The organism is Paenibacillus sp. FSL R5-0810, assembly GCF_038002285.1.
Classification (GTDB): Bacteria; Bacillota; Bacilli; order Paenibacillales; family Paenibacillaceae; genus Paenibacillus_AQ; species Paenibacillus_AQ lactis.
In genome coordinates, this window is the sequence record NZ_JBBOCF010000001.1 from 4,580,324 (window position 1) to 4,603,814 (window position 23,491).

General features: G+C 54.0%; 22 protein-coding genes. 7 read left to right on the forward strand and 15 right to left on the reverse strand.

Annotated features, from left to right (window positions below; translation table 11 throughout):
• Positions 1-32 precede the first annotated feature (32 nt).
• The 10 genes from MKX76_RS20405 to MKX76_RS20450 form a co-directional block, all read right to left on the reverse strand.
• On the reverse strand, positions 33-1,616 hold the full coding sequence (locus MKX76_RS20405) for a response regulator (protein WP_341034524.1): 1,584 nt from the start codon (positions 1,614-1,616) through the stop codon (positions 33-35).
• Complete coding sequence (locus MKX76_RS20410) at positions 1,591-3,522, reverse strand: cache domain-containing sensor histidine kinase (RefSeq protein ID WP_340897723.1); 1,932 nt, start codon at positions 3,520-3,522, stop codon at positions 1,591-1,593. The genes MKX76_RS20405 and MKX76_RS20410 overlap by 26 nt, the downstream gene beginning before the upstream one ends.
• A 223-nt stretch (positions 3,523-3,745) precedes the next feature.
• Positions 3,746-5,419, reverse strand: coding sequence for an extracellular solute-binding protein (locus MKX76_RS20415; protein ID WP_007130571.1), 1,674 nt, complete (start codon positions 5,417-5,419; stop codon positions 3,746-3,748).
• Positions 5,420-5,590: 171 nt separating this feature from the next.
• A complete protein-coding gene (locus MKX76_RS20420) occupies positions 5,591-6,472 on the reverse strand; it encodes a carbohydrate ABC transporter permease (RefSeq protein WP_251536056.1) in 882 nt (293 codons plus the stop codon).
• A gap of 22 nt (positions 6,473-6,494) precedes the next feature.
• On the reverse strand, positions 6,495-7,493 hold the full coding sequence (locus MKX76_RS20425) for an ABC transporter permease (protein ID WP_007130573.1): 999 nt from the start codon (positions 7,491-7,493) through the stop codon (positions 6,495-6,497).
• Between the two features lie 275 nt (positions 7,494-7,768).
• Positions 7,769-7,942 (reverse strand): hypothetical protein, encoded by a 174-nt coding sequence (locus MKX76_RS20430; RefSeq protein ID WP_007130574.1) that lies wholly within the window; start codon positions 7,940-7,942, stop codon positions 7,769-7,771.
• A 188-nt stretch (positions 7,943-8,130) separates the two neighbouring features.
• Complete coding sequence (locus MKX76_RS20435) at positions 8,131-8,373, reverse strand: cold-shock protein (RefSeq protein WP_028404717.1); 243 nt, start codon at positions 8,371-8,373, stop codon at positions 8,131-8,133.
• Between the two features lie 175 nt (positions 8,374-8,548).
• Entirely contained in the window at positions 8,549-8,749 is a 201-nt protein-coding gene (gene cspD / locus MKX76_RS20440) for a cold-shock protein CspD (protein WP_006207896.1), read from the reverse strand.
• A 337-nt stretch (positions 8,750-9,086) separates the two neighbouring features.
• A complete protein-coding gene (locus tag MKX76_RS20445; RefSeq protein ID WP_007130576.1) occupies positions 9,087-9,551 on the reverse strand; it encodes a pyridoxamine 5'-phosphate oxidase family protein in 465 nt (154 codons plus the stop codon).
• A gap of 25 nt (positions 9,552-9,576) precedes the next feature.
• On the reverse strand, positions 9,577-11,202 hold the full coding sequence (locus MKX76_RS20450) for a cellulase family glycosylhydrolase (RefSeq protein ID WP_007130577.1): 1,626 nt from the start codon (positions 11,200-11,202) through the stop codon (positions 9,577-9,579).
• 301 nt (positions 11,203-11,503) lie between these two features.
• Here MKX76_RS20450 and MKX76_RS20455 point away from each other — a divergent pair, with 301 nt between their 5' ends.
• Positions 11,504-12,037 (forward strand): AAA family ATPase, encoded by a 534-nt coding sequence (locus tag MKX76_RS20455; RefSeq protein ID WP_040738801.1) that lies wholly within the window; start codon positions 11,504-11,506, stop codon positions 12,035-12,037.
• Between the two features lie 152 nt (positions 12,038-12,189).
• Here MKX76_RS20455 and MKX76_RS20460 read toward each other — a convergent pair whose 3' ends face one another.
• Positions 12,190-13,377, reverse strand: a complete 1,188-nt coding sequence (locus tag MKX76_RS20460; RefSeq protein WP_210094231.1) for an acyltransferase — start codon at positions 13,375-13,377, stop codon at positions 12,190-12,192.
• Between the two features lie 192 nt (positions 13,378-13,569).
• Between MKX76_RS20460 and MKX76_RS20465 the strand changes: the two genes are divergently transcribed.
• From MKX76_RS20465 to MKX76_RS20490, 6 genes are all read left to right on the forward strand, one after another.
• Entirely contained in the window at positions 13,570-14,298 is a 729-nt protein-coding gene (locus MKX76_RS20465) for an amino acid ABC transporter ATP-binding protein (RefSeq protein ID WP_040738845.1), read from the forward strand.
• Positions 14,299-14,397: 99 nt separating this feature from the next.
• On the forward strand, positions 14,398-15,207 hold the full coding sequence (locus MKX76_RS20470; protein ID WP_007130581.1) for an ABC transporter substrate-binding protein: 810 nt from the start codon (positions 14,398-14,400) through the stop codon (positions 15,205-15,207).
• Positions 15,208-15,339: 132 nt separating this feature from the next.
• Entirely contained in the window at positions 15,340-15,993 is a 654-nt protein-coding gene (locus MKX76_RS20475) for an amino acid ABC transporter permease (RefSeq protein WP_040738847.1), read from the forward strand.
• 65 nt (positions 15,994-16,058) lie between these two features.
• Entirely contained in the window at positions 16,059-16,709 is a 651-nt protein-coding gene (locus MKX76_RS20480) for an amino acid ABC transporter permease (protein WP_007130583.1), read from the forward strand.
• A 300-nt stretch (positions 16,710-17,009) separates the two neighbouring features.
• On the forward strand, positions 17,010-17,519 hold the full coding sequence (locus MKX76_RS20485) for a hypothetical protein (RefSeq protein WP_244152713.1): 510 nt from the start codon (positions 17,010-17,012) through the stop codon (positions 17,517-17,519).
• A gap of 216 nt (positions 17,520-17,735) precedes the next feature.
• Positions 17,736-18,170 (forward strand): DUF6376 family protein, encoded by a 435-nt coding sequence (locus MKX76_RS20490; RefSeq protein ID WP_007130585.1) that lies wholly within the window; start codon positions 17,736-17,738, stop codon positions 18,168-18,170.
• A 113-nt stretch (positions 18,171-18,283) separates the two neighbouring features.
• Here the strand turns inward: MKX76_RS20490 and MKX76_RS20495 are convergent, their stop codons facing one another.
• The 4 genes from MKX76_RS20495 to MKX76_RS20510 form a co-directional block, all read right to left on the reverse strand.
• The gene (locus tag MKX76_RS20495) at positions 18,284-19,396 is read right to left on the reverse strand and encodes a hypothetical protein (RefSeq protein ID WP_251536077.1); all 1,113 of its coding nucleotides are present in this window, start codon (positions 19,394-19,396) and stop codon (positions 18,284-18,286) included.
• 249 nt (positions 19,397-19,645) lie between these two features.
• The gene (locus tag MKX76_RS20500; RefSeq protein WP_007130587.1) at positions 19,646-20,272 is read right to left on the reverse strand and encodes a nitroreductase family protein; all 627 of its coding nucleotides are present in this window, start codon (positions 20,270-20,272) and stop codon (positions 19,646-19,648) included.
• A 30-nt stretch (positions 20,273-20,302) separates the two neighbouring features.
• Entirely contained in the window at positions 20,303-20,704 is a 402-nt protein-coding gene (locus MKX76_RS20505) for a DoxX family protein (protein WP_007130588.1), read from the reverse strand.
• Positions 20,705-21,011: 307 nt separating this feature from the next.
• Positions 21,012-23,414 (reverse strand): LamG-like jellyroll fold domain-containing protein, encoded by a 2,403-nt coding sequence (locus MKX76_RS20510; RefSeq protein ID WP_007130589.1) that lies wholly within the window; start codon positions 23,412-23,414, stop codon positions 21,012-21,014.
• Positions 23,415-23,491 lie beyond the last annotated feature (77 nt).

The following is a 23,491-nucleotide window of genomic DNA, read 5'->3' on the forward strand; positions in this document are numbered from 1 at the left end:
AGCATGGCAAGGGACGGAGCGACTCCACTTCTCTATCCCCGCCCCAGCTCCGCGTCAGCCTGCAGCTTCATGCGGTATTCATGCGGCGATATGCCTTCCAGCTCCTTGAACACGCGCGAGAATTGCTTCGTGTTCTCGAATCCGACCGCCTTGCCGATATCGGCCAGCTTCATCGCCCCGTCCTGAAGCAATGCCTTGGCCCGCGAGATCCGCAGCTTCTTCAAATAAGCGACAAAGTTTTCGCCCGTATGGGCTTTGAATGCCTCGCTGAAATACGAATAATTAAGCGAAACGTGATTGCTGACCATCGCCATGTTCAGCGGTCGGTGATAGTTCTCTTCCATATAAGCGATGGCTGCCTTCATCTCGGAATGCTCGCTATGAGCGGACCGGATGCCTTGAATATATTCGTTCACACTCAGCAGCAGGTGCTCGAGACTGCGGTAATACGCATGAAAATGACGGTAATTATCCATCGTCCCTACCCTCCGGTAGAGCTTGAGCACCTCGACCATCGACTCCCCGTATACGCGGAACACTTCATCGAGCACCTGCTCATTGATCTGCTTGCCGACGCGCTCCAGATAAGCGATATCGACATGCGGCATATCCCCGATATGAAAAATATCCAGCAGCAGCGTCTTGATCTCCCGGTCGCGCCCGGTGCCCAGCATATTGCCAAGCTTGCGGATATCCTCCTCCGGCATCGGATAGCTGCGCAGCTCACCGTTTATGTCCTCATGATTCATCAGCCGGATGTTCGGTTGAATGAAGGTGTAGCTGAGCGCGTGGAGCGCCTGATTGTAGCAGATCCGGACATCCTCGATCCGGGAGCCTTCCCGGCTGATGCCGACGAATAATCCGTCCATCTCCCGCTCCGCAAACTGCCGCGCCAGCTTCTCGAACTGTCCATCGGGACTGCCGACCAGCACGAGCCTCCCCCGGCCGTCCAAAACGCTGGCGCTGATCCGCCCCTCGACGGATTCCATCATTTTCTCCACGAGCTGCTTCAGCTCATCCTTGTTCATCGTGTTGCCGTCTTCGTACTTATATTTCATGACAGCCACCCGAAACGGCTTGACGTACGCTTCGAAGCCGATCGATTCGGCTGCTGCCGCCAAATCAATGTCGGTATCCTCCGGCTGCTCCAGCAGCTCCTTGAGACGGTGAGACTGCAGCTGCTGCAGATACACGTCGGTGGCGGCCATGCGGCTGTCCACTTCGGCCTGCCGAATCAGCGCTTCCTCCGTCTTGCGAAGGGCGGCGAAGAGCTCCTCGCGCCGGATCGGCTTCAGGAGATATTCCTTCACCTGATACCGGATCGCGGCCTTTGCGTATTCGAAGTCCTCATAGCCGCTCAGGATCAGCACGACCGGCTTGGCTGCCCCCGTTCCTTCCAGCTCGGCCAGCGACTCGATTAGCCGGATGCCGTCCATGACCGGCATTCGGATGTCGGTTATCACGATGTCCGCCGGCTGGGCGCGAAGCAGCTGCAGCGCTTCCTCCCCTTGCGAAGCCATCCGGATATCGTACGCCTCCGGGAACTCCCGCTCGATCATCATCTTCAATCCGAAGCGGATGTTCTTCTCGTCATCCACGATCAACAGATTTCTCATGTCCGCCTCCTCCTCCCGTTAACAACACCTTCGGAAACGTCATCGTCACCAGCGTAAACCCGCCTGCTTCGCTATTCACGTCCAAGCCGTATTCATTCCCGTAGAACAGCTTGATCCGCTGATGCACGTTCCGGAGCCCGATGCCTCCGGCCTGGTGCCCGCCTCGCCCGTAATCTCCGGACGGAAGATCCTCATCATGCACCGTGCGCAAAATTTCGCGCAGCCTGCCCAGACGGTAGGCTTCGATGCCAACCCCGTTATCCTTCACGTAAATCGTAATCCGGTCCTCCTCCCAGGCCACCACATCGATCTGGATCCGCTTCGCTTCGGCCGAGCCGTCCGGCCAGCCGTGCTTCACCGCATTTTCCACGATCGGCTGCAGCGACATCTTCAGCACCTCCAGCTCCATGAATTCCGAAGGTATATTAAGCTCAAACTCAATCGGCTCATCGTACCGGATATTCATAACGTCAATGTAATTGCGAATATGGCGGATTTCATCCCTCAGCTTGACGTATTCCCCCGACCACTTGAAATTGTAGCGCATCATGCCGCCCAGCGAGGTTAACGCATCCGAGATCGTGCGCTGTCCCTCGATTTCGGCCAGCATCTTGATATTTTCGAGCGTGTTGTACAGGAAATGCGAGTCGATCTGGCTATGCAGCGTTCGGAGCTCTGCTTCCTTCGTGACGGCTTGCTTCCGGATCCCTTGAGCAATCAGCTCATTAATCGTGCGGATCAGCTTATTGAAATGATGCGCTAGCTCGCCGACCTCGCCGCCGCCCCGGATATCGATACCGGAGGAAACCTCGCCCTTGCGGACCTTCTTCATCGTGTCGGTCAGGCGCCGCAAATTTTTCAAAATAATCGAGTTCAAATAGTACGTGATGAACGACAGCAAAATGATCAGGATCACGTTCGCCGCTATGATCTGCCACTGTGCCTTGGAGACATTGTTTAACGCGCCCTCCAGGGAAACGACATTCAGCACATGTGCCTGCAAACGCTCCACCGGCGCGGCGATGAGCAGGTACGACGCCCCGTCCACGCTGAACCGGGAATGGACGATGCGGTCCGATTCAGGATCGGTTTCCTCCTTTAGGAGCTTCTTGAACTGAGTCTCGACCTCGTCTCTCAGCCCCTCGCGGCTTGTCATGAAGGACTGCCTGCGATCCATGAAGAACTGGCCGTCCCGATCCACGATCACCATCTGCGAGCCGGTATCATGAATCCCTCCGAACGTCTTCGGCGCGAAATACTTAAGCAGCATATCGACCTGAATAAGCCCGTCCTCGGCACCGCTTCCGACCCGCCGGATCAGGGACACCTTCGGCTGCTCCTCGGGCACGTCTGTAGCGTAGCGCTGAAGAATGTCCGGATCCCGGTGATTGAATACCCACAGCTCGCTAACGCCTTGCGACTTCATCGGGGCGAACCAGGGCTCCGCGGCAATGCGGCTCTCCTTGAATATAATCGGCCACATTTCCATGACATGCTCATTGCCGGTGAACAAGCGGAGGTGTGCGATGTTGGGATTATTCGTCTGAATCCGCTGGATGTCCTTGGACGGCCCCCACGCCACCTCCATCAGCGCAGCCGAGCTGAGCTCCTCCTCGATCCCCAGGTAATCCTTGATGGCCTGGTCGGAGATCGCAAGCTGCGCCGCCATCTCGATCGACTCGATCTGGCTCTGCATGTTCATCTTCTCGGTCTCCAGCAGGAACGTGTTTTGGTTCAGCGCATCGCTGATATACGTATCCCGAATCTGTTGAAAAAAGTAATTCGACACGATGATGCTCGGAATGAGCAAAATCAATATATAGGCGGCCACCAGGCGGCTCTGCATGGACCTGCGCCCGACCCAGTACATAAAGGATGAAATTAGCTGCACCCATCGTTTTCTCATGACGGTCACTTCCTGTTTCGTTAACGTCCGCGCTTCCATCGTGAAACTGACGCTCTTCCTGCGACAAGCCGGATATGCTCCTATCATATCGCTTGACATGCCAAAAGGCACCCTATTTCGACATCAAATGAAATAGGGTACCTTCGCATCTATTGGAGCAACTAGTTAGCGTCAACCTCGCCGCAAATAGTAGCAGCCGTTCACCTCAAGAGGGTTCCTTTCATTATTTCAGGAATTCCTCAAGCTTTTTCACGTTCTCCTCGTATTCTTTCTGTCTGTATTCCTGCACTTTCGCAAATCCGAGCGACTCGCGTTTAGCCAAGTAATCGTTCCATGCTTGGTCAAACTCCGCATCCGAGGAGGAGAGCAGCAGCTTCGGCAGCGTCTTGCCCCATTCCGTCAGGACCTTGTCGTTAATGATCCCTTCCTCGGAGCTGCCGTCCGGATCAAGCTGGTCAAATTGCGAGAAGCTGTGGGCCTTGCCGCGCGTCCAGTCTTCCATCTGCTTGAACGGCTCGACGGCCGGAGGCGCCCATGCCGGAGTCATGTTCGTGTCCATCATCATCCAGAAGGTGTGGGACGCGCCGTATTTTTTGTCAAACGCGCCGCGGTCGCTGTTCAGCAGCTCCACAACCTCAGGGAGGAACTGGTCCTTGCCGTCAATCGTATCCCAAGTAACGCCTTGCTTGCCGAGATACAGGTCGCGCTGTCCTTCTTCGGAGATCAAATAGCTCAGGAAGCGGATGGCGCGCGCTTTGTCTTTAACATCCTTGGAGATCAGCGTCAACGTCCAGCCGGAGATCGATGGTCCCGACAGCGTCGGCTGATCCAGATTGGAGTTGGCCGGTCCGTCAACCGCGATATATACGGAGTTCGGATCGTTCGCGTAAAGCACGTTCTGCTGGTTAGCCATGTCGCTGCGCTGATACAGCATCGCGAAATAGCGGCCTTGCGCAATCTTCTCTTCCATCTGCGGACGCTTATCCACGAAGATATCCTTGGACAGCAGCCCTTTCTCATTCGCCTGGCGCAGCGTCTTCAGCCATTTCACGTATTCCGGATCGGTGGAGCGGTCATACAGCTTGCCGTCCTTCTCCAGCGGGATCGCCAGGAAGTTTTGGATATAGCTCTCTAGCGAATAGTTGCCCTTCTCGTGGAAGTCGTGCAGGCCAAGCGGAATCAGCGGCTGCCCGTTCACGTCCGGGAACATCTTCTTTGCATCTTCAAGCGCTTTCAAGAAACCTTCAGGCGTGCGCATATCCGGCTTGCCGAGCGCCTCGTACATATCCTTGCGCACGAGGAATGTCTGGTTGGACGTGATGTTGTCGCTGAACTTCTCGTAATCCTTCGGCGAAGAGGACGCGTTCGGATAGCCGTAGATGTTGCCGTCGTCCTTCGTATACCACGATACCTTCCCGGGATCGGTTACTTTAAAGAAATACGGATCGTATTGCTCCGCCAGCTCATTCAGCGGCAGGACGAGCTCACCCTCGATCATTTTCTTAACCGCGTCATTGTTCCAGTCCAGCGTGATGAAATCCGGAAGCGTGCCGGAGGCGATCATCGTGTTCATCTTCTCGGTCTCATTGCCGGCAGGGACGATAAAGTTGATGTTAACCCCGGTTTTCTCCGTTACGTATTGGGAGGTGATGTCCTCTCCCCATTTGTTCGGGAACCAGGCGAAGTTGATGTACCAGTCGAACGTGATAGGCGATGTGTCCACCTTCCAGCCCGGATCGTCCTGGGTCAGCTTCACTTCCTCTGCAGGAGGCGACTGCTCCCCTTCCTTCTCGGAGGCGTTTTTGTTATCGCCGCCGGACGAGCATGCTGTCGTAAAGGCCATGACCAGCGCGAACATCAACAGCAGAAGGCTCTTTGGCTTAAGCATCTTGCTCATGTGTTTTTCCCCTTTTCTTATTTAGAGATATGATTATATAGAACCCTTGCCAGGAGTGGCAAGAGAAACTACCCTTGCTTCGGCAGTACACTCCAGCGGTTGCCCCGCCGGCCGTCCGGAAGCGCCGCCCTTGCTGCATACATGCCCTGGCGCTCCGCGGCCGATTACGGTTTAACCCTTGATGGAGCCGATCATCATCCCTTTGACGAAATAACGCTGCAGGAATGGGTAGACGAACACGATCGGAAGCGTCGTCACGACCATAGTCGCCATTTTGATCGACTGCGAGGTCACCGTCTTGGAGATGCCTCCCGGCACCTGGGCCATCATCTGGTTCGAACTGGACTGCGCGATGACCTTGTACAAGTAGGTCTGGATCGGCTGCAGATCCGTGTTGTTGATATAGATCACACCCGTGAAATAGTCGTTCCATTGGTACACGCCGTGGAACAGGGCGATGGTGGCGATGACCGGCATCGAGACCGGCAGCACGACCCGCAGGAAGATCGACCAATCGTTCGCCCCGTCGATCTTCGCCGCTTCTTCAAGCCCGTCCGGAATTTCCCGGAAGAACGTCATGAAGATGATGAGGTCGAAGAAGCTGAACATGGCGGGAATGATGTACACCAGGAAGCTGTCCAGCATATTAAGATCCTTGATCAGCAGATACGTCGGAATGAGCCCGCCGGTGAAGAACATCGTGACCGTACCGAGAAAAATATACAACTTGCCGCCGATCAGCCCCTTGCGGGAGAATGCGTAGGCTACCATCGCCGTAAACAGGACGTGGACAAAAACGCCGACGACCGTCTTGGCGACCGTAATGCCCATGGCCGTCATGATGCCGGAGCTTTGGAAGACGGCCTCAAAATTTTGCAGACTGAACTCCCTCGGCCACCAGTAAATGCCTCCGCGCATGGCGTCCTGCCCGTCGTTGAAGGCATTGACCAGCACGTACCAGATCGGGTAAATGGTCAGAAAGCATACGATCAGCATGCCGAAATTGTTGAACATGTCGAAGATGGCTTCGCCCTTTGTTTTGCGTTTAAACATCGTTTGCCGCTGCCTCCTTTCGTTAGAACAGGGATGTATCGTTCAGTTTTTTGGTAACCCGGTTGGCAATCAGCAGCAGGATGATCGCGATGATCGACTTGAACAGCGAAACGGCCTGGGCGTAAGAATAGCGTCCGTTCTGCAAGCCGGTATGGTAGACGAAGATGTCGATAACGTTGCTTGTACTTTCGTTCAGCGGGTTGCGAAGCACCAGGATCTGATCGAAGTTGGAGCTCAGCACGCTACTGACGGCCAGGATAAACAAAATGGAGATGGTCGCTTTAATGCTCGGAAGCGTGATATACCACATTTTCTGAAAGCGCCCCGCCCCGTCGATTGTAGAGGCCTCGTACATCTCCGGCGAGATGCTCGCGATGGCGGCCAGATAGATGATCGCGGACCAGCCGAGCTCCTTCCAAATATCCGACGTAATGACGATGCCCCAGAAATACTTCGGCTCAGCCAGGAACGTAATCGGCTGATCAATCATGTTCAGCGCGAGCAGGATTTTGTTAATGACGCCGGTGTCGGCAAGCCAGGTCATCAGAATGCCGCCCAGGATAACCCAGGAGATGAAGTGCGGCAAATACGATATCGTCTGGATCGTCCGCTTGTAACGGAACGACCGGATTTCGTTCAGAAACAGCGCGAAAATGATCGGCAGCGGAAACCCGATGAACAGCTTCAGCAAGCTGATCCCGAGCGTGTTGCGCATGACGCTCGTGAAATCGTCGTTGGCGAAAAATTCCTTGAAATGCTCCAGTCCTACCCATGGAGCCTCGCCAATGGACTTGATGATGTTGAATTCCTTAAAGGCGATGATGACGCCGTACATCGGGATATAGTTGAAAATAATCATCCAGATGACGCCGAGCAGCGCCATGATCTGCAGATGCCGCTGGCTGTAAAGCTTCTTGAGCCATCGGCTTCGGGCAAGCTTCCTCGCGTCCTCAAGGGGCGGCGCAGGCGCCCGGCCCGCTCCGGTCTCTGCTGCAGGTTCGGCATGGGGTTGATTGCGCATGGTTATGACCTCCAGGTTGATGTCTCTCTATTTTTGTAAACCCTTTCAAATGTTTAGCTATATTGTAGTCCCACACGGCATCCTCTCGTAAGGTTTCAGATTTCGTATCGGGGTGCTCATTTTTCGGGTGATTTCGGCAATCCGCCTTGCTTAGACTCTTTCAGCATCCGATGTCCGTAACGCCGAACAAAAAAATTGCACAAAAAAACATGAGCGGGAAGCTAAAGCTCGCTCCCGCTCATGTTCTCAATCTATATTAAGCTGCTGTAATTCGGTTATTCCGATTTCTCCTGCTCGCGCTGTTCGTGCTTGCTCTCATGCTCTTGCTGAAACTTTTCGCGCATCAGCTTCTGCATGATGAATTTTTCCTGATCATTGAGGCTTCCTTGGTTATCCTGAATGATCATGTTGTCGATGTTGCGCTTGAGTACCTCGGTATGCGTGTTCAATATGATTCACTCCTTTTAAATAATCACACCCCTGCAGATTCGTCCAAAAATCTGACAACCTGTGACAGGGACATGTGTATTACCTAACCAAACTCCATCCGATGAATCAGTTTCGGCCGAATTTCCAGGTATTGGAGCATTCGTGAGCGAACCCACGCTCTCCCTTCTTCCGGCTCTATCTCTGGGTATTAGCTGCTGCTTCCGTTAATCTGGATTCCCTTGCTGAGCGATTTCTGCTGTTTGTTCGTATTGATGAGCTGGGGAAGCTTTCTCGTTTCCTTGACCATAGGGGAATGACACAAGTGGCACACAGGCTCCGTGTCGAACGCAAAATCGTCCCGCATCCACCCTTTGCAGTCTTCCTTCGTGCATGCCCACACTTCCGTAATTTCCTCAGGAATACTCTCCATCGAGTTTTTACGCGAATACATATAACGCTCCTCCTTGTGCTTGTCGTTAGAAATCGAAAAACATCTCTCCTGCAAACGGGCGCTTGCCTGCAAGCCAGCCCGCCTCCGCAGGGGCCCCTGAACATCCGGCTTTTGTTGAAAAACGAAAAGAGGACTGCCCTTAATGTGACACATTAAGGGCAGTCCTCGCTCGTACTTACAGTTTTACAACGTTCTCAGCTTGTGGTCCACGGTTGCCTTCAACGATGTTGAACTCAACGCGTTGGCCTTCGTCCAGCGTCTTGAAGCCATCGCCTTGGATCGCGCTGAAGTGAACGAATACATCGTTTCCGCCTTCAACTTCGATGAAACCGAAGCCCTTCTCAGCATTAAACCATTTAACAGTTCCTGTTTGCATGGGGGAATCCTCCTTGATTTGTATTTACATGACCTTTTTTTCTTCGCAAGCGGAATAAAAAAATTCACATATTGCACAAGGTTATCTGAAATGACAACCCTCTACAATATGTGAATTCAGGTCGATTTCGATATTCATATCTTACCACATCTGCGCTTCGATAGCAAATAATTTGAAAAAATAATCGTACACCATAATGAACCGGTGCGCAAGCCCGATCTGACGGGCAATCGCCGCGTTTTATCCGCTCTGAAGACCGAAGCAAGACACCCCCGGTTTTACCGCCGGGGATTTCTTGCAGCTGTATATCTTCATCGAAAGGGCCGTATTATTGCCATTATTGCCGAAGCTCCTGCAGCGTTTCGCGCCATCTCTCCAGCACGTCATTCGGGTCATGCAGCCGGATCGTAACGGCGGACAGGATATCCGCATACTTCGCCCGGTCTTCCCGAACCGCCACAACCTCGGCGCTAAATCGCTGCCGGGGATGGCGGGCGTCCGGCACATCCGGAAGTGCGCGCAGCGCAAGCCGCACGTAGTGGGCCGCCCCCTCATGAATGGCGACCAATGTAGCTTGGCCGGAACGAAGAATATTGCCCGTCGTTACCGTGCCCGGCCACAGCGCGATCCGGATCGTGCTCCGGGTTAGTGCCAGCACCTCCCCGGCGCTGACCATGGCGGTATGCGGCCATAAATCCTCCGTAACGGTCAGCAGCATCATTGCCGTATGCTGCTTGGATTCCAGCTCCAGGCCGTTCAGCCATTGGCATAAACCTGCCGAGATTGAAGCCCTCTGCGTCACAGCGACATCCTCTCCTTCCTTGTTCTTACGAAAACTCCACCCAATCCAGCTCGACCCAACCTTGGCTTACGCCGATCACGAGATGGACCGGCCCTTGTTCGACCACAAGCTCCGAAGCAAGCCTGAACACCTGCCATCCTTCACCGCTGACAGACAGCTTCCCCAGCTCCCTGTCCCCGATCCGCAGCGTTAACTCTGCGCTGCCTTCCGGAAGCAGCGCCCGGACATCGAGCTGGTATGCAGCCGCTTGGGCGCACAAAGCTTCATAGGCGAGCCAGTCTCCTGCCTGCAGCTGCACGCACACCAGATTGTCCGTCTCCCACGGCTTGCCGCCTTCCGGCGCGTAGCTCGGCTTCTCGGCCTTGCCGGTCACCATCCGCATCGGGACGCCGTCGCTTACCCGCAGCCCGATGTTTCTTTCTGCCTTCGTGCCAACGTGATAAGAAACGCCTTCCCCGCGGTAGCCGTAAAATTCAGCCGGAATCTGGATCGGCAGCTGCCGGAACAGCGAACGCGATACATTCGGATGGGCGTCGCAAGCTTCCAGCGGAAGGCTGTCCAAATACGCCTGAAGGATGGCCTCGGCCTCTTCTTGGGAAGGCTTCGCTCCACCCTCGAGGTAGCCCGTCAGCTTATCCCAGCCTTCCGGCCTCCGGATCGAGTACGGCGAGTTGCTTGTGTCCATCTTCTTCCATGTCCAGAAATTCCATGAAATATTGTGGTCCTCGAACAACCGGAACGCACCCGTATACCACTGAGGGTTGTTCTCGCCGCCTTCGCCCATAAAGATGGGCACATTCCATTGCTCACGGTGATCCAAATACTTCTGAATGCTCTCCGTATCCGGATTGTTCCAATATTTATGGAATTGCAGCAGCAGATTATCGTCAAAAGGTTCATCGAATATTTGCCAATCCGTCGACCAGTGCACGCCTTCCAAAATGATCATATGGCGTTGATCCACTTCCCGAATCGCTGCCGTAATTTCCCGATAGAGCGGCATGACCCGGTCGTTATACTCGCTGAACCAATCCGGCAGCGGCTCGTTCAGAAGATCATAGCCGGCTACGATCCACTCATCCTTGTAGCGCTCGGCGAGCATCCGCCACAGCGCCACCGTCCGCTCGGTATTCAGCGGATTTGTGAACAGCTCCGGCAGATCACGCGCTGAATCATCAATATTCGCTCCCGTCTGTCCTCCGGGCGCTCCATGTAAATCCAGAATAACATACAGCCGGCACGACCTGCACCAATCGATCACCCGATCGATCAACCGAAGATGGCCCTCATGGAAGTGAAAAGGCTTCTGCTGCCCCTCCTCCATAATAACCCTGGCATTGATCGGCAGCCGGATGGAGTTAAAGCCCTGCTCGGCGATCTGCCGAATATCCGCTTCTCCGATATACCGGTCATAATAGGTTTCCCAGAAGAGCGCTGCTTTCTCTTCTCCGATCAGATCCTTCACCATAGCCTCGATCCGCCGCGGCCGGTCTCCCTGCTCGGGCATCTTCCACATGTATCCTTCAGGCAGCAGCCAGCTGCCAAGTCCTACGCCGCGAAGCAAAATTTCTTGTCCTTCCCCGTTCACAAGACGTTTGCCGTCTGCACGAATGAAACCGTTTACCAATGAATTGCCGCTCCATCCCATCATGTCATCCTCCCCGCTTTCTTGTCTGTAACGAATGTACTTGACTGCCGATTTCCCAGCCGCCGCTTCCGATGACACGGCGATATACCTTCGGCTCGTAACGCATAACACCCAAACTTTATACGATGGCCGGGATGCCAATCCTTCTGCTGCCGAAAATCAGGGAAACATCCTGAAATTTCGTGCCGCTGCTTCTTAGGCCATGGTATACTGCAAGCGAACGGAACACGGTTTCTGAACGGAACAGCTTATGTGCTGTATAGCCCTAAACCCCGGTAAATTTCGGCCGCACGCTTTGGAAAGGATGATCCCTTTGACAAAAGAAACGAATCTGAGCCTGCTGTACTTGATTTCGGGTCCGCTTGGCGTTGGAAAATCAACGACAGCGAAGATGTTGGCAGAGCGCGTGGAACGATGCGTGCTGATTGAAGGTGACCTGCTGCTTCACATGCTGCATCATGAGCTCCCGCTTTCATGGGATGAACGCTTAAGCTTAACATGGAAGAACCTCCTGGCACTAACACAAAATATGCTGCGCCAAGGCCTGAATGTCGTTATTGATTTTGTCGTAGAGGATGAGCTCGAGTGGTTTTGCGAGCAGTTATCCGACCTGGATGTAAGCATAAAGTATGCTGTGCTGCATGCAGACAAGGAGAAAATCGCCGAAAGGCTGACAACAAGAGGGGATATTGATTCCCTGGAGCGCTCACTATTTTTGCTGGACAAATTGGTATCCATGCCGCAGAACCGGCAGTTCCTGTACGATACGGCGCTGAAGCGGCCCGAGGACACGGCGGAAGCAATACTCCTGGAGCCCCGTTTCCAGGTGCTTTCATGACATCGGCAAAAAAATTGCAGTACGTTCGTGCGACACAAAAAGGGTGGTTCCCCATTGGCAGATGCCTTCTGCCGGGAGCCACCCTTATTTCTTCTCCGCGTGCTTAGCCGCTTACGTCATCCTGCGGATGAGCTGCGGCTAATCCCGAGCGTTTACGGTGCCGCCTTGGTAATCCCTGGTGTAGAAGCGGCTGAAGCCGGAATTCCCGCCGAGCCCCTGCGCTCCCCGCCCGGCAGTTTGCCGAACAGGACCCATGTCCAGCCCCCGAGCCGGCGAATGCCGTACACCAGCAAGTAGGAGACTACCAGCGCCGCTGCCAGTCCGCCAGCATACCATGCAAGCAGAAGCCAGGAATTATCCGTCTTCGGCCGATAGTCCCGGTAAACGAGCAGCACCAGCGGGTGCACCAGATAAATCCCGAAGGAATACACCCCGATTCTTCGAAAGCCGCGAACCAGCAGGCTCCGCTTGCCGCCGAGGCGCAGAGCGGTCTGCATCATGACCAGCGCCGTGGTCAGCGTATGCACGTTCCAGAACGCGTCATAGACAAGCGGGTGAACCTCGATTCCATGCAGCCTCTGATTATAACGCAGCCCGATATGAACCAGCGCACTGGCGATCCACGTTGTCCACAGCGCGGCCCAGCCGAACCTTCGAAGCAGCGGCCTTGCAGCATGCTTGGCATCGGTCAGCCAGGATTTGACGCGCTCATAGTGAATCCCCATCCAGGCACCGAGGAAGTAATATGACAGAAACGACAGCGACCAGCTGTTTCGGTTCGTCACATGCCACCACGCGTCATTCCCCAAGTAGAAAATCCACTGCAGCACGATCCCGACCAGTACGCAGATGGCAGCAAAGCCCCTGAAGCGCTTCAGCAGGAGCAGTACCAGCGGAAACAGCAAGTAGAATTGAATGTTGATGAAAATAAAATACAAATGCGTGTACGATTTTCCCGTAGCCAGCTTAGGCCAGAAGCTATCCAGCATCGCAGAGACGTCGGTCACGCCTCCCCGATGGTACCAAGCCACCGTAAAAAACAGCACCGAGAAGATAAAATACGGCACCAGAATATACATCAGCCGGTTGCGGTAAAACCGGGCAAGGTCTTTGCCCCGAAACGGACGGTGATAGTAGTTGTAAAACAGCACGAAGCTGCTCAGAAAAATAAACGTCGTCGTACCGACTTTAGAAAATATGTTCAAAAAGTTGTATAAGCCAAAAAAATCGTCCCCGCGCATCTGGACCGTCGCGAACGATGTCGCATGCACCATCAGCACGCCCATCATCGCAAAGCCTCGAACCAGGTCGATTTCCGTAAGTTTGGCGCGTTTCTCCATTCATTTCCCCTCTTTTCCGAACGCCCCCTATTATAGCCTACGTTACACCCCCTTGGTACTTAAATTTTTCTGAATTTGGTATGGAACAAGCATTCTTTGCCATACCAGTGTAAAAAGAGCCTGGCAGGAAAGTCTGGACAACAACCGGCTCAGGCTGCATTTCAACATTCAGCGAATAGGAGGAGATTTCTGCTGATCGAATTCAAACGCGTCAACAAATTTTTCGGAAGCTTTCACGTTCTGAAAGAAATCGACCTGACCGTTTCGCAAGGGGAAGTCGTGGTCATCGTCGGGCCGTCCGGCTCGGGGAAAAGCACGCTGCTGCGCTGCATCAACCGGCTCGAGAGCATCACGGACGGCGAGCTCGTTGTAAACGGCGTCAGGCTGCATGACAAGCGAATCGATATCAACCGGTTCCGGCGGGATATCGGGATGGTATTCCAGCATTTCAACCTGTATCCGCACAAAAAGGTGATCGATAACATCATTCTTGCACCGATGAAGGTGCTGGGTATGACCAAAGCCGAAGCCACGGACAAGGCGATGACCTATCTCAAGCGCGTCGGCATTGCGGATAAAGCGGACAGCTATCCTTCCCAGCTGTCCGGCGGGCAGCAGCAGCGCGTGGCGATCGCCCGCGGACTGACGATGAATCCCAAAATCATGCTGTTCGACGAACCGACCTCGGCCCTCGATCCCGAGATGATCGGCGAAGTGCTGGACGTCATGCGTTCGCTTGCCCACCAGGGCATGACCATGGTCATCGTCACTCATGAGATGGGGTTTGCCCGGGAAGCGGCGGACCGGATCGTCTTCATGGATGAAGGCAAGATTATCGAAGACGCTACGGCGTCCGAGTTTTTCTCGCAGCCGCGCGAAGAGAGGGCGCGAACCTTTCTAAGCCGGCTGCTGCATCATTAGCCCGAAAATCAAGCGAGGCTTCCTTGGTCTCGGGATGATTCATTCATGACCTTAATGATTGATACCGTGAAGAACATTGATTTTGAAGGGGGATCCGAAATGAATAGAAAATTGTCCAGAACGTTCAGGTGGAGCGCGGCGGTGCTGTCGCTGATCATCATGCTGATCGCCGCGGGCTGCGGCAGTTCAGGCGAGGTTGACACGCTTGAGGCGATCAAGAAGCGCGGCAAGCTGGTGGCGGGCGTGAAATACGACACGAAGCTGTTCGGGCTGCAGGACCCTGCTACCGGCCAAGTGGAGGGCTTCGATATCGATATGGCCAAGGCCCTCGCGAAAAAAATCCTGGGCGACGAGACCAAGCTCGAGCTGAAGGAAGTCACCTCCAAAACCCGAATCGACATGCTGCGAAACGGGGATATCGATATTATCATCGCCACCATGACGATAACGGAGGAACGCAAGGAGCAGGTCGACTTCAGCGATGTTTATTTCGAGGCCGGCCAGTCGCTTCTCGTGAAGAAGGGCAGTCCGATCACAGGACTGGAGAGTCTGAACAAAGACACGAAAGTGCTCACCGTTAAAGGCTCGACCTCTGCGCAAAATATCCGCGAGAAAGCGCCGGACGCCGAGATTCTGGAATTCGAGAACTATCAGGATGCCTTCACCGCGCTCCGGGCAGGTCAAGGCGATGCGTTGACCACCGACAATTCCATTCTGCTCGGTATGCAGAAGCAGGATCCGAATTACGAGCTCGTCGGCGGCAATTTTACGGATGAGCCATACGGCATGGCCATTAAAAAAGGGAATCCCGAGTTTGTGAAGACCGTCAACGAGCTGCTTAAAGAAATGAAGGAAAGCGGCGAATATGACAGGCTGTATGAGCAGTGGATGGGCATCAAGCCGGAATAATCCGCTCATGAATGCAAGGCGTTCCAGGTATGCGCATACCGCCCCTCCTCTTTATTGATCGGGGGAGGGAGCGATTTTAAGCCTTACCGGACGCTGGCCTAATCCCCCTATCGGAGGTGAGGAACATTGAACCTGTGGGATTTCAGCATCCTGATCGATTATTGGGATGATTTTATGGCAGGCCTAGGTCGGACGGTTCTCGCAAGCCTCCTCGGGCTGATCGGCAGTTTGGTTCTCGGCACCTTGATTGCCATCCTCCGAATCGCTCCGTTTCGCATACTCAATGTGGTCGGGACCGTCTATGTCGAGTTCATCCGCAACATTCCGCTGCTGGTGACCGTTTTTTTCTTTTTCCTCGGGGTCCCTGCGCTCGGGATCGCCATGGAACCCTTTACCGCCGGCACGCTCGGTTTAATCGTCTACACTGCCGCTTTCGTTGCGGAGTCCATCCGGGCCGGTATCCAGGCTGTTCCTTCAGGACAATCCGAGGCGGCACGCTCCTCCGGGCTCAGCTATATTCAAACCATGCGCTACATTATTCTCCCCCAAGCGGTCAAAATCGTGCTGCCGGCAATCGGCAACCAGATGATTAATCTCGTGAAGAATTCTTCCGTGCTGGCCGTCATCGCCGGTCTTGACCTGATGTACTACGCGGACATCATCAATCTGAAAACGTTCAAGGGTATTCCGGTGTATACGCTTGTTGCCCTGTTCTACCTGCTGCTGACCATACCGCTCAGTCAGGCGGTTCATTACATGGAGCGGCGCTTTGCCAAAAGCAACTGATATCTTTTGAAACTTGCCGATCTCAGGATTTTGCAAATCCTCATCTATAAGGGAGGTGGCACAAGATGGATTTTATTGGCGCATATTCCTGGCCAAATTTGCGATATCTCCTTCAAGGCTTTTGGATTACGGTACAGGTTGCCGGCTTGTCGATTCTATTCAGCTTTATCATCGGAACCGTGCTGGGAACCGTCAGGTATACGAGGGTTGCCTTCGTCTCGAGGACGGTCGCCATCCTCGTGGATGCCATCCGTAATCTGCCGCTCCTGTTGATCATTTTTTTCATCGGCATGATTCTGCCTCAAGCCGGCATCCGCATTCCGACCTTTTGGGCGGCGGTCGTCGGGCTGAGCATCTTCGAAGGGGCGATGATCTCCGAAATCGTACGCAGTGGTCTCGTATCCGTCGATAAGGGGCAGATCGAGGCAGCCCGCGCCTCGGGTCTATCCTACATGCAGACGCTTCGGCATGTTATCCTCCCGCTCGCGCTGCGCCGAATGTCCCCGCCGATGGTGAGCCAATTCATATCGCTGATAAAGGACACATCCCTGGCCATCATCATTTCGCTGCCGGAGCTGATGCGGAACGTAAAGATTCTAAGCGGATCCAGCTTCTCTTATGTCATTCCGGCGCTTGTATTTGCGTCCCTGCTCTACTTCACCTTGAATTATTCGCTGTCGCTGGTTGCTAAACGGCTCGAGGCCAGACAGATTTAAGGAGACGAAGACCCTGGGCGCTTGCTCCGATGAAGCCTTCGTCAAGGAGGCAGGAGCTTCGCAAACCGCAAAGCTGCTTCTTGATCCCCAAGGCTATTCCTTGAAAACCTAAGGCTGCCCCTTAAACCGCAAGGCTGCTTCTTGAACCGCGAGGTCTTTTACGCCCTGCGGTTCTTTGCCGTTCCGTCATACTGGTCATTCTGGGGAAATTCGGATGATTTTCCAAGCGGACTGCAACCCTGTACGTCAACACATCGTCTAATGGGCATACATGCTAATCATTCACAAAGGAGTGCTAAGATGATGAAGAGAGGATTGCAGCTGCTGGTCGGCGTTTCCCTGATGGCCGGTCTTTGGCTCGGCCCGGCGAGCCCGGAGGCCTCGGCCTTATCTTGTGCTGAGCCCCGAAAAATCACCGAAGAGCTCAAAGTATCGGATATCGTGTTCCGCGGAACCCTCGTCTCCTACGACGAGAACGCCGACTTCATGAAAAGCACCTATACATTCTCGGTTTCGGAATGGTGGAAGGGCGATCTGGAGAAAGGGACGATCACGCTCCATCCTACCGGCTGGGACACCTTTGAGGAAGGAAGGGAATACATCGTGTTCGCGAATGCGGGTAAAGAAAGGGTCAAAGCCCGACTCTGCGGGAATACGGGGCCTTCCTCATCGGTCGACACCTCTTCCTTGGGCGAAGGCAAACAACCTGCAGCTTCCGAACTGCCCGAAAGGACGGCATCCGGGGCGGGATTCGGAAACCTCCTTGGCAGTGTGATTGAGATTATCCGCTTCCTATGCAGCAAATATTAAAACCGACTACCTCAAGCCTCGTGCCATCTCCACAAGAAACCCCCTATAGACGTACTCCCACAGAAGACAGACCGCGTTTAGCAGTATTTTTTCTTGCGATATCAGGCAGCAGATCCTCCGAGGTTATACTTTCTGATATCTTCAAAAATATCGAACCAATCCTCCGAACATGCGTATATAACAATAAGATTGCACAAGCTGACAGGAGGATGAGAGATGATCAAGAGATTTTTGCTGCTAACGCTTCTACTGGGGGTTCTCTCGGGCTGCTCATTGCTGGACAGCGTGAACAATTCCCTGGATTATACGAAGGAAGCCGGCACGTTCATCAATGAGGCTTCACAATTCGCCCAGTCCATCCCGGATCTGGCCCAACAGGCGGCTACGAGCGCGGATGCCAAAGAGACGCTGACCAAGGAGCTTGAAGAGATGAAGACCCGCATCTCGGAGTTTAACGGGATCGAGGCTCCCGCTTTTGCGCAGGATATACATGAGCAGCTTGTAGCTTTAAACGATACGCTGCTAACCGACATCAACGGATATATGGACCAAATCCAAAACGGTGTGACCGACCTCCAAAATTCCGGCATTGTTGAGACGGTGAACAAAATCAACGAAACGATGGACCTCATCCAAAACCTCCAGCCATAATCGAACATTCGCACAGCAATAAGGCTGTTCCCGAAGATCTCGCAGATCTCGAGGACAGCCTTATCGCTTGTGTCCGAAGACAGATTATGTCATGCATAGAGATCAATTTCGACTCACTGAACAAAGAGCTGAAGATTGCCCGTAAAAGCTTCACGAACGACATACCGGGTCTGGTCCGTGCTGGGAGTCAAAATCCAATACGTGCCGCGCCTCTCCGCCGGATCCTCCGGTTCCCAGGCCGCAATGAGCTGCCAGTCTTCTCCGTACCGCTCGTCGCAGGATTCCCGAAAGGCTTCGGCAATCCGGTCATGGGGCAAGAGCTCCAGCGGGAACGCCTGAACGCTGCCATAGGCCTTCATCCAGTCAGCGAACGGCACCATATCCGATGCATACAGCTGCGCATAATATCCTTCTCCTCCACCTGCTATGGCTGCAAAGGCTTGCTCGTCGCCTTCCTGAGCAGCCTGGTACAGCAGAGAAACCGTCTGAATCGGCGTCCAGAGGGGCGTATCATAATTGGAGGCCAGGAACTCCCTGTATTCCGCAGCCGACTGAATGCCTGCCGCAACGAGCTCCTCGAAGGACGCCTCCCTTCCCAGCTCATACGCTCCCGGATAAATCGCCGTCTGGTCGATCACCTTCGGTCCGTCCGGAAACACATTGACGAACCATACATTCTGATCCCCATAGCTCAGCTCTTCCAGCACAAGTTCGACCTGACTGCCGTAATGGATGGACAACAGCCGCCTGCTGTCTTCCGCCAGAGTCAGCTTGTCGAAGGACCGAAAGCGCTCCGGTTTCAGCTCGCGCTTCCCTGCTTCCTCGATCAGCACATCCAGCTTTGACGGCGTCATGCGGACACTGGCAATGTCCGCATACCGGAAATACGCTTCGCGATCCTCCGCATGCAGCGCTTCGTACATCTGCAGAACGGTATCGACAGCCATGCGGTCCCGTCTGTTCTCCAGCTGGCCGAGGCTCTGCGAAACCGTGCCCACTCGCTCCTTATCCTCGTTTGCCGTACGCTGGACCTCGGACTTCTCCGCTGGCGGCTGCTGCGCCCGAGCCGTTGAGAGCTCCTCGACGGAAGCCGGCATAGCGCTGGACAAAGGCTGCGGCGATGCCCCCTCTTGACTGCACGCCGCAGTCAGCAGCATCAACGCAATCCACAGGGATAATCCTCCCTTACGGCGGTACCGCCTTATACGATCATTCAGCTTGTACACCCCCTCGTAACGACAACCAACGATTTATATGTAATCTTTGTGTCAATCCCTATATATTCATCATCGTCATTCCCGAAGCGAATGTTAATTGCTGCAGCAATAAAAATCGCACGGATGAAAGAATTCACCCGTGCGATAGCTGCCATTGCCCCAGCGGCATCCTCGCCCAAACTCACGCAAGCCCAAACTTACGAGCTTATCGGGGATATAGGAAGGGCCTGCTGCTGCATCATGAACCATTGCACATCTTCAAAACCGGTCATAGCTGACAAACTCCAGCACCGGCTTACGGTAGCCTCTCGGACGAGGCTTGGCTGCATCTTCCTTGCCGATCGCAATCAGCATGGCGGGAACATATTCAGCGGGAATACCGAGCGCCTTACGAAGCAATTCGGGATCAAAGCCGATCATCGGACAGGTATCCCACCCTTTATCCTTCGCCACGAGCATCAGCATCATCGCGGATAAGCTTGCATTGCGAATGGCCTCATCCCGCATGAAGGACTCTCCCCGTTCCTTGTAGAATCGGGTGACCTCCTCAACCGTCTGGTCATATTCCAGCTTGTCGATGATCCCCAGACTGAGGAATCCCTCGTTCATCCGTCCAACCTCCTCATAGGCCCGCATATTGCCAAGCACAACGATTACCGCAGAGGCCGTTCGGATCTTATGCTGCTTGTTTGCGGCTTCGTACACCTTATCCTTAAGGTCCGGAGCCTTCACCACCACATAGCGGGCATGCTGGAGATTGAAAGCCGAAGGAGCGTATTTCACCTCGTTAAATATGTCGTCCAGCGTTCTGTCCGGAATGTCGATGCCTTCGATGAACCGATTCGCCGACCTCCGGCTTTTGATTAAGGTTGTTAAATCATTCATTTTGTACGCCCCTCCAATCGAATTCTTTCATTAAAAGATCAATGCATCCAGAGAGTAAGTTCCCGCACCGGTAAGAGCAAGCGCCACCGCAGCTGCGATCAGCAGCAGATTATACTCGTAACCATTCGCAGTAGACCAGTAGCCGTTCTTTCCATGAACTTTAACGATTGCCCCAAGCATTGTCAGCGTGATGAGGGCAGCTCCAAGCACGGTCAGGAAGCCGGAAGCGAGCAGCAGCCCGCCCGCCAGCTCCATCAAACCAGCCATTACAGCCGCTGCAACTCCTGGCTTGATGCCGATCGATTCCATCCAGCCGCCGGTTCCCTTCGGACCGTAGCCGCCGAACCAGCCAAGCAATTTCTGTGCGCCATGGGCCATAAATGACAGCCCGATGACCAAACGAAGAATAAGCAAACCTAAATCCATCGTCATTATAAAAACCTCCAAGTTATTTGCTTTATTTAAAATCATTTCTCATGATCGATTTATTTTTACATTCTGAATCGCAGATAAAGCCGTACGGAACCATTCGCTCATAGCCGCTAACGTTTATACAACATCAACTCACTCCTTTATACTTACTATATTTTTTATAGTTATTTGTCTTGATATTAAGATAAATCATAGACTACCCTTCTGTCAACCACTGATTATGAAAATGACGGATTCCCATCAGAACAACGAAAAAAGCACTCCTGCATGCAAAGAGCAGGAATGCTTCATCGGATCTTTTCCTATATTATTCCGCCAGCTTCTTGATTTCGCTGTCGGTTAGCGCCATGTTATAAATCCGAACCTCATCCAGGCTTCCATTGAAGTACGGATCGGCTGCAAAGCGGCTTTTGCCCAAGTAAGCTTCCGTGGTCAACAGCCCGCTTGGGTTCAGCTTCATATGATCGCCGGAGGCAACAAGCTGTCCGTTTACGTACAGCTTGCCCGTATCCCCCTGAAGGGTCACGGCTACATGCGTCCATGCATTTACCGGAAGCGGCGCGTCAGCAAGGAGACTCTGGTCGCCGCCGTTGCCGTGAATCGTAAACTGAAGGACGCCGGTGTGCTGGGACGGGGTCAGGAACATATGCCTTGCGAGCCCGCTGCCGGCATCGAGCACCCGCTGCCACGGAGCCCCTCCCTTCCAATATACCCATGCCGCGAACGTTAGATCATCCGTGTCTGTTACCAGATTAGGCAGCTCAATATATCCGTTCTTGCCGTCAAAATCAATGCCCCCGCCCTGATAGCCTCGCTCATTCCACTGAACGCCGCCGTGCGTCCGCCCGTCATATCCGTTCGGGGAGCTGTCGATCACGACGCCCTCTCGGTTCTCACCGAAGCCATAGTTCAATAGCATCGGTCCGGCCGACTGCTGCAGCACGGTCACGTCAAAGGACCGGGAAGTCTTGTAGCTGCCCTTGACGATCCCGGCAGTCAATGTAACCTTCGCATTTCCGGAGCCCGCGGCTGGACGCGTCACCTTGCCGTCAGCGGTGATCACGTTCGGATCGGAGGTCGACCACTGGATCGTTGTGCCGCCGGATGCCTCGGAAGGCAGGGTCAAATCGTAGAAGATGCCGCTCACATCACCGAGCGACAGGTCTGCTCGAACTTCCTCCGCAATCTGCTTATCGCTGCGCTCCGGCTCCTTCGCTCCCCAAACGGTTGTTCCATCCGGCGATAAAGCCGTAAAGGTCATGAGCTGCTGCCCGGCCTCGGGATTCCATTGCGGCGCGAACACGCCCTTATACACAACACCGTCCAAAGTCAGCGTAACCTGCTGCTTTCCGCTAGTTTTCCATGTGCCGGAGACGCTTCCTGTCACCCGGCCGTTCATATGCAATTGGATCGGCTGCGACTCCTTGATGTTTGCGGAAATATCCTTCCCATGGTTGATCAGCTTGTATTCCCCTGCTGCATCCTTCGGGGTTACCTTCTTGTCCACTGCTTCCTCTCCTGCATAACGGAACGGGGCTGCGACAGGCCAACCTTCCTCGTTCATGTACAGTTCATGGACGCGGATTTCATGCTCTTCGCCGCGCTGCGGAAAGCGGCTGTGGAAGATCAGGAACGTTCTGCCGGTTGCTTTATCGTAGTATACCGAGTTATGTCCAGGGGATACCGCACCGGTTCCCAAGCCCGTTCCCGGATCGCCAATCAAACGCTTGAACAGATAGTTGCCCATCAGCTTGGTGCCGAACGGCTCGATCGACCGGTCATCGAAGAGCGGCAGGGACGGATCGGCCTTCACCTCTCTCATGTCGTTTCCTTCCGCATCATAGAACGGGCCGTCGGGGTTCTTGGATCGGACGACCCGCATATTGTACCCGCCAACCGCATCAAGTCCGCCGTACGAAAGATACAAGTAATAATAATCCGTCTCCGGATTGTAGAGCATATACGGTCCTTCGATCCGGCTATGGTTGCCCCCCAGCAGCTTTTTGCCATAGCCCTGTCCAGGAAGCGGCTTGCCGTTCGCAGGATCCATCTCCATAATGAAGATTCCCCCGGAATAAGAGCCATATACCATCCACAGCTTTCCATCCTTATCAAAGAAAACATCCGGATCCACCACATTCGGATGCTTCGTTGCATCGTACACGGTGCCGTCCTCACTCGGCTCGCCCCACATGCCGGATTTCAGAATAATGCCGGTGTCCTTATAAGGTCCTTCGATCCGATCGGCTACGGCAATCCCCATCGCCGAGCGCGGGGAGTCTCCTTTGCAGGCATTGTAGTACATATAAAATTTGCCGTCGGCAAGCTGGATCACATCGGCCGCCCATAGCGTATCGCTCTGAGCCCACGCCAGCGTTTCCTTCAGTTCCTCCGTTACATTCGGAATCAGAGGATTCCCCTCAGCAACCCCGGAAGCGATCATGTCCCACTTCATGAGGTCCTTGGATTTGGCCGCTGCCAAATGGGAGCCGAATACATAGTAGGTATCGCCCGCCTTGATCACGGATGGATCGTGCACAGAGGCCTCCCGGAATACCGGAGCGCTTGGCTCCTTCTTTTTGGCCGCCGCCTCCACTTTCACGCCTAAGCTCCCCGTCTCCGGCCCCTGCCCAAATGCCATAGCGCTTCCCGCCAATAAAACGCATACAACAGCTGCGGCAGCTCCAGTTCGAATCATGTTCTTTCGCATACGACGCTCCTTTCAACCAATCGCTGATTTTTTGTAAACCCTTTCAAAACAGACAAACAAGAGTGACATGAAGCCTG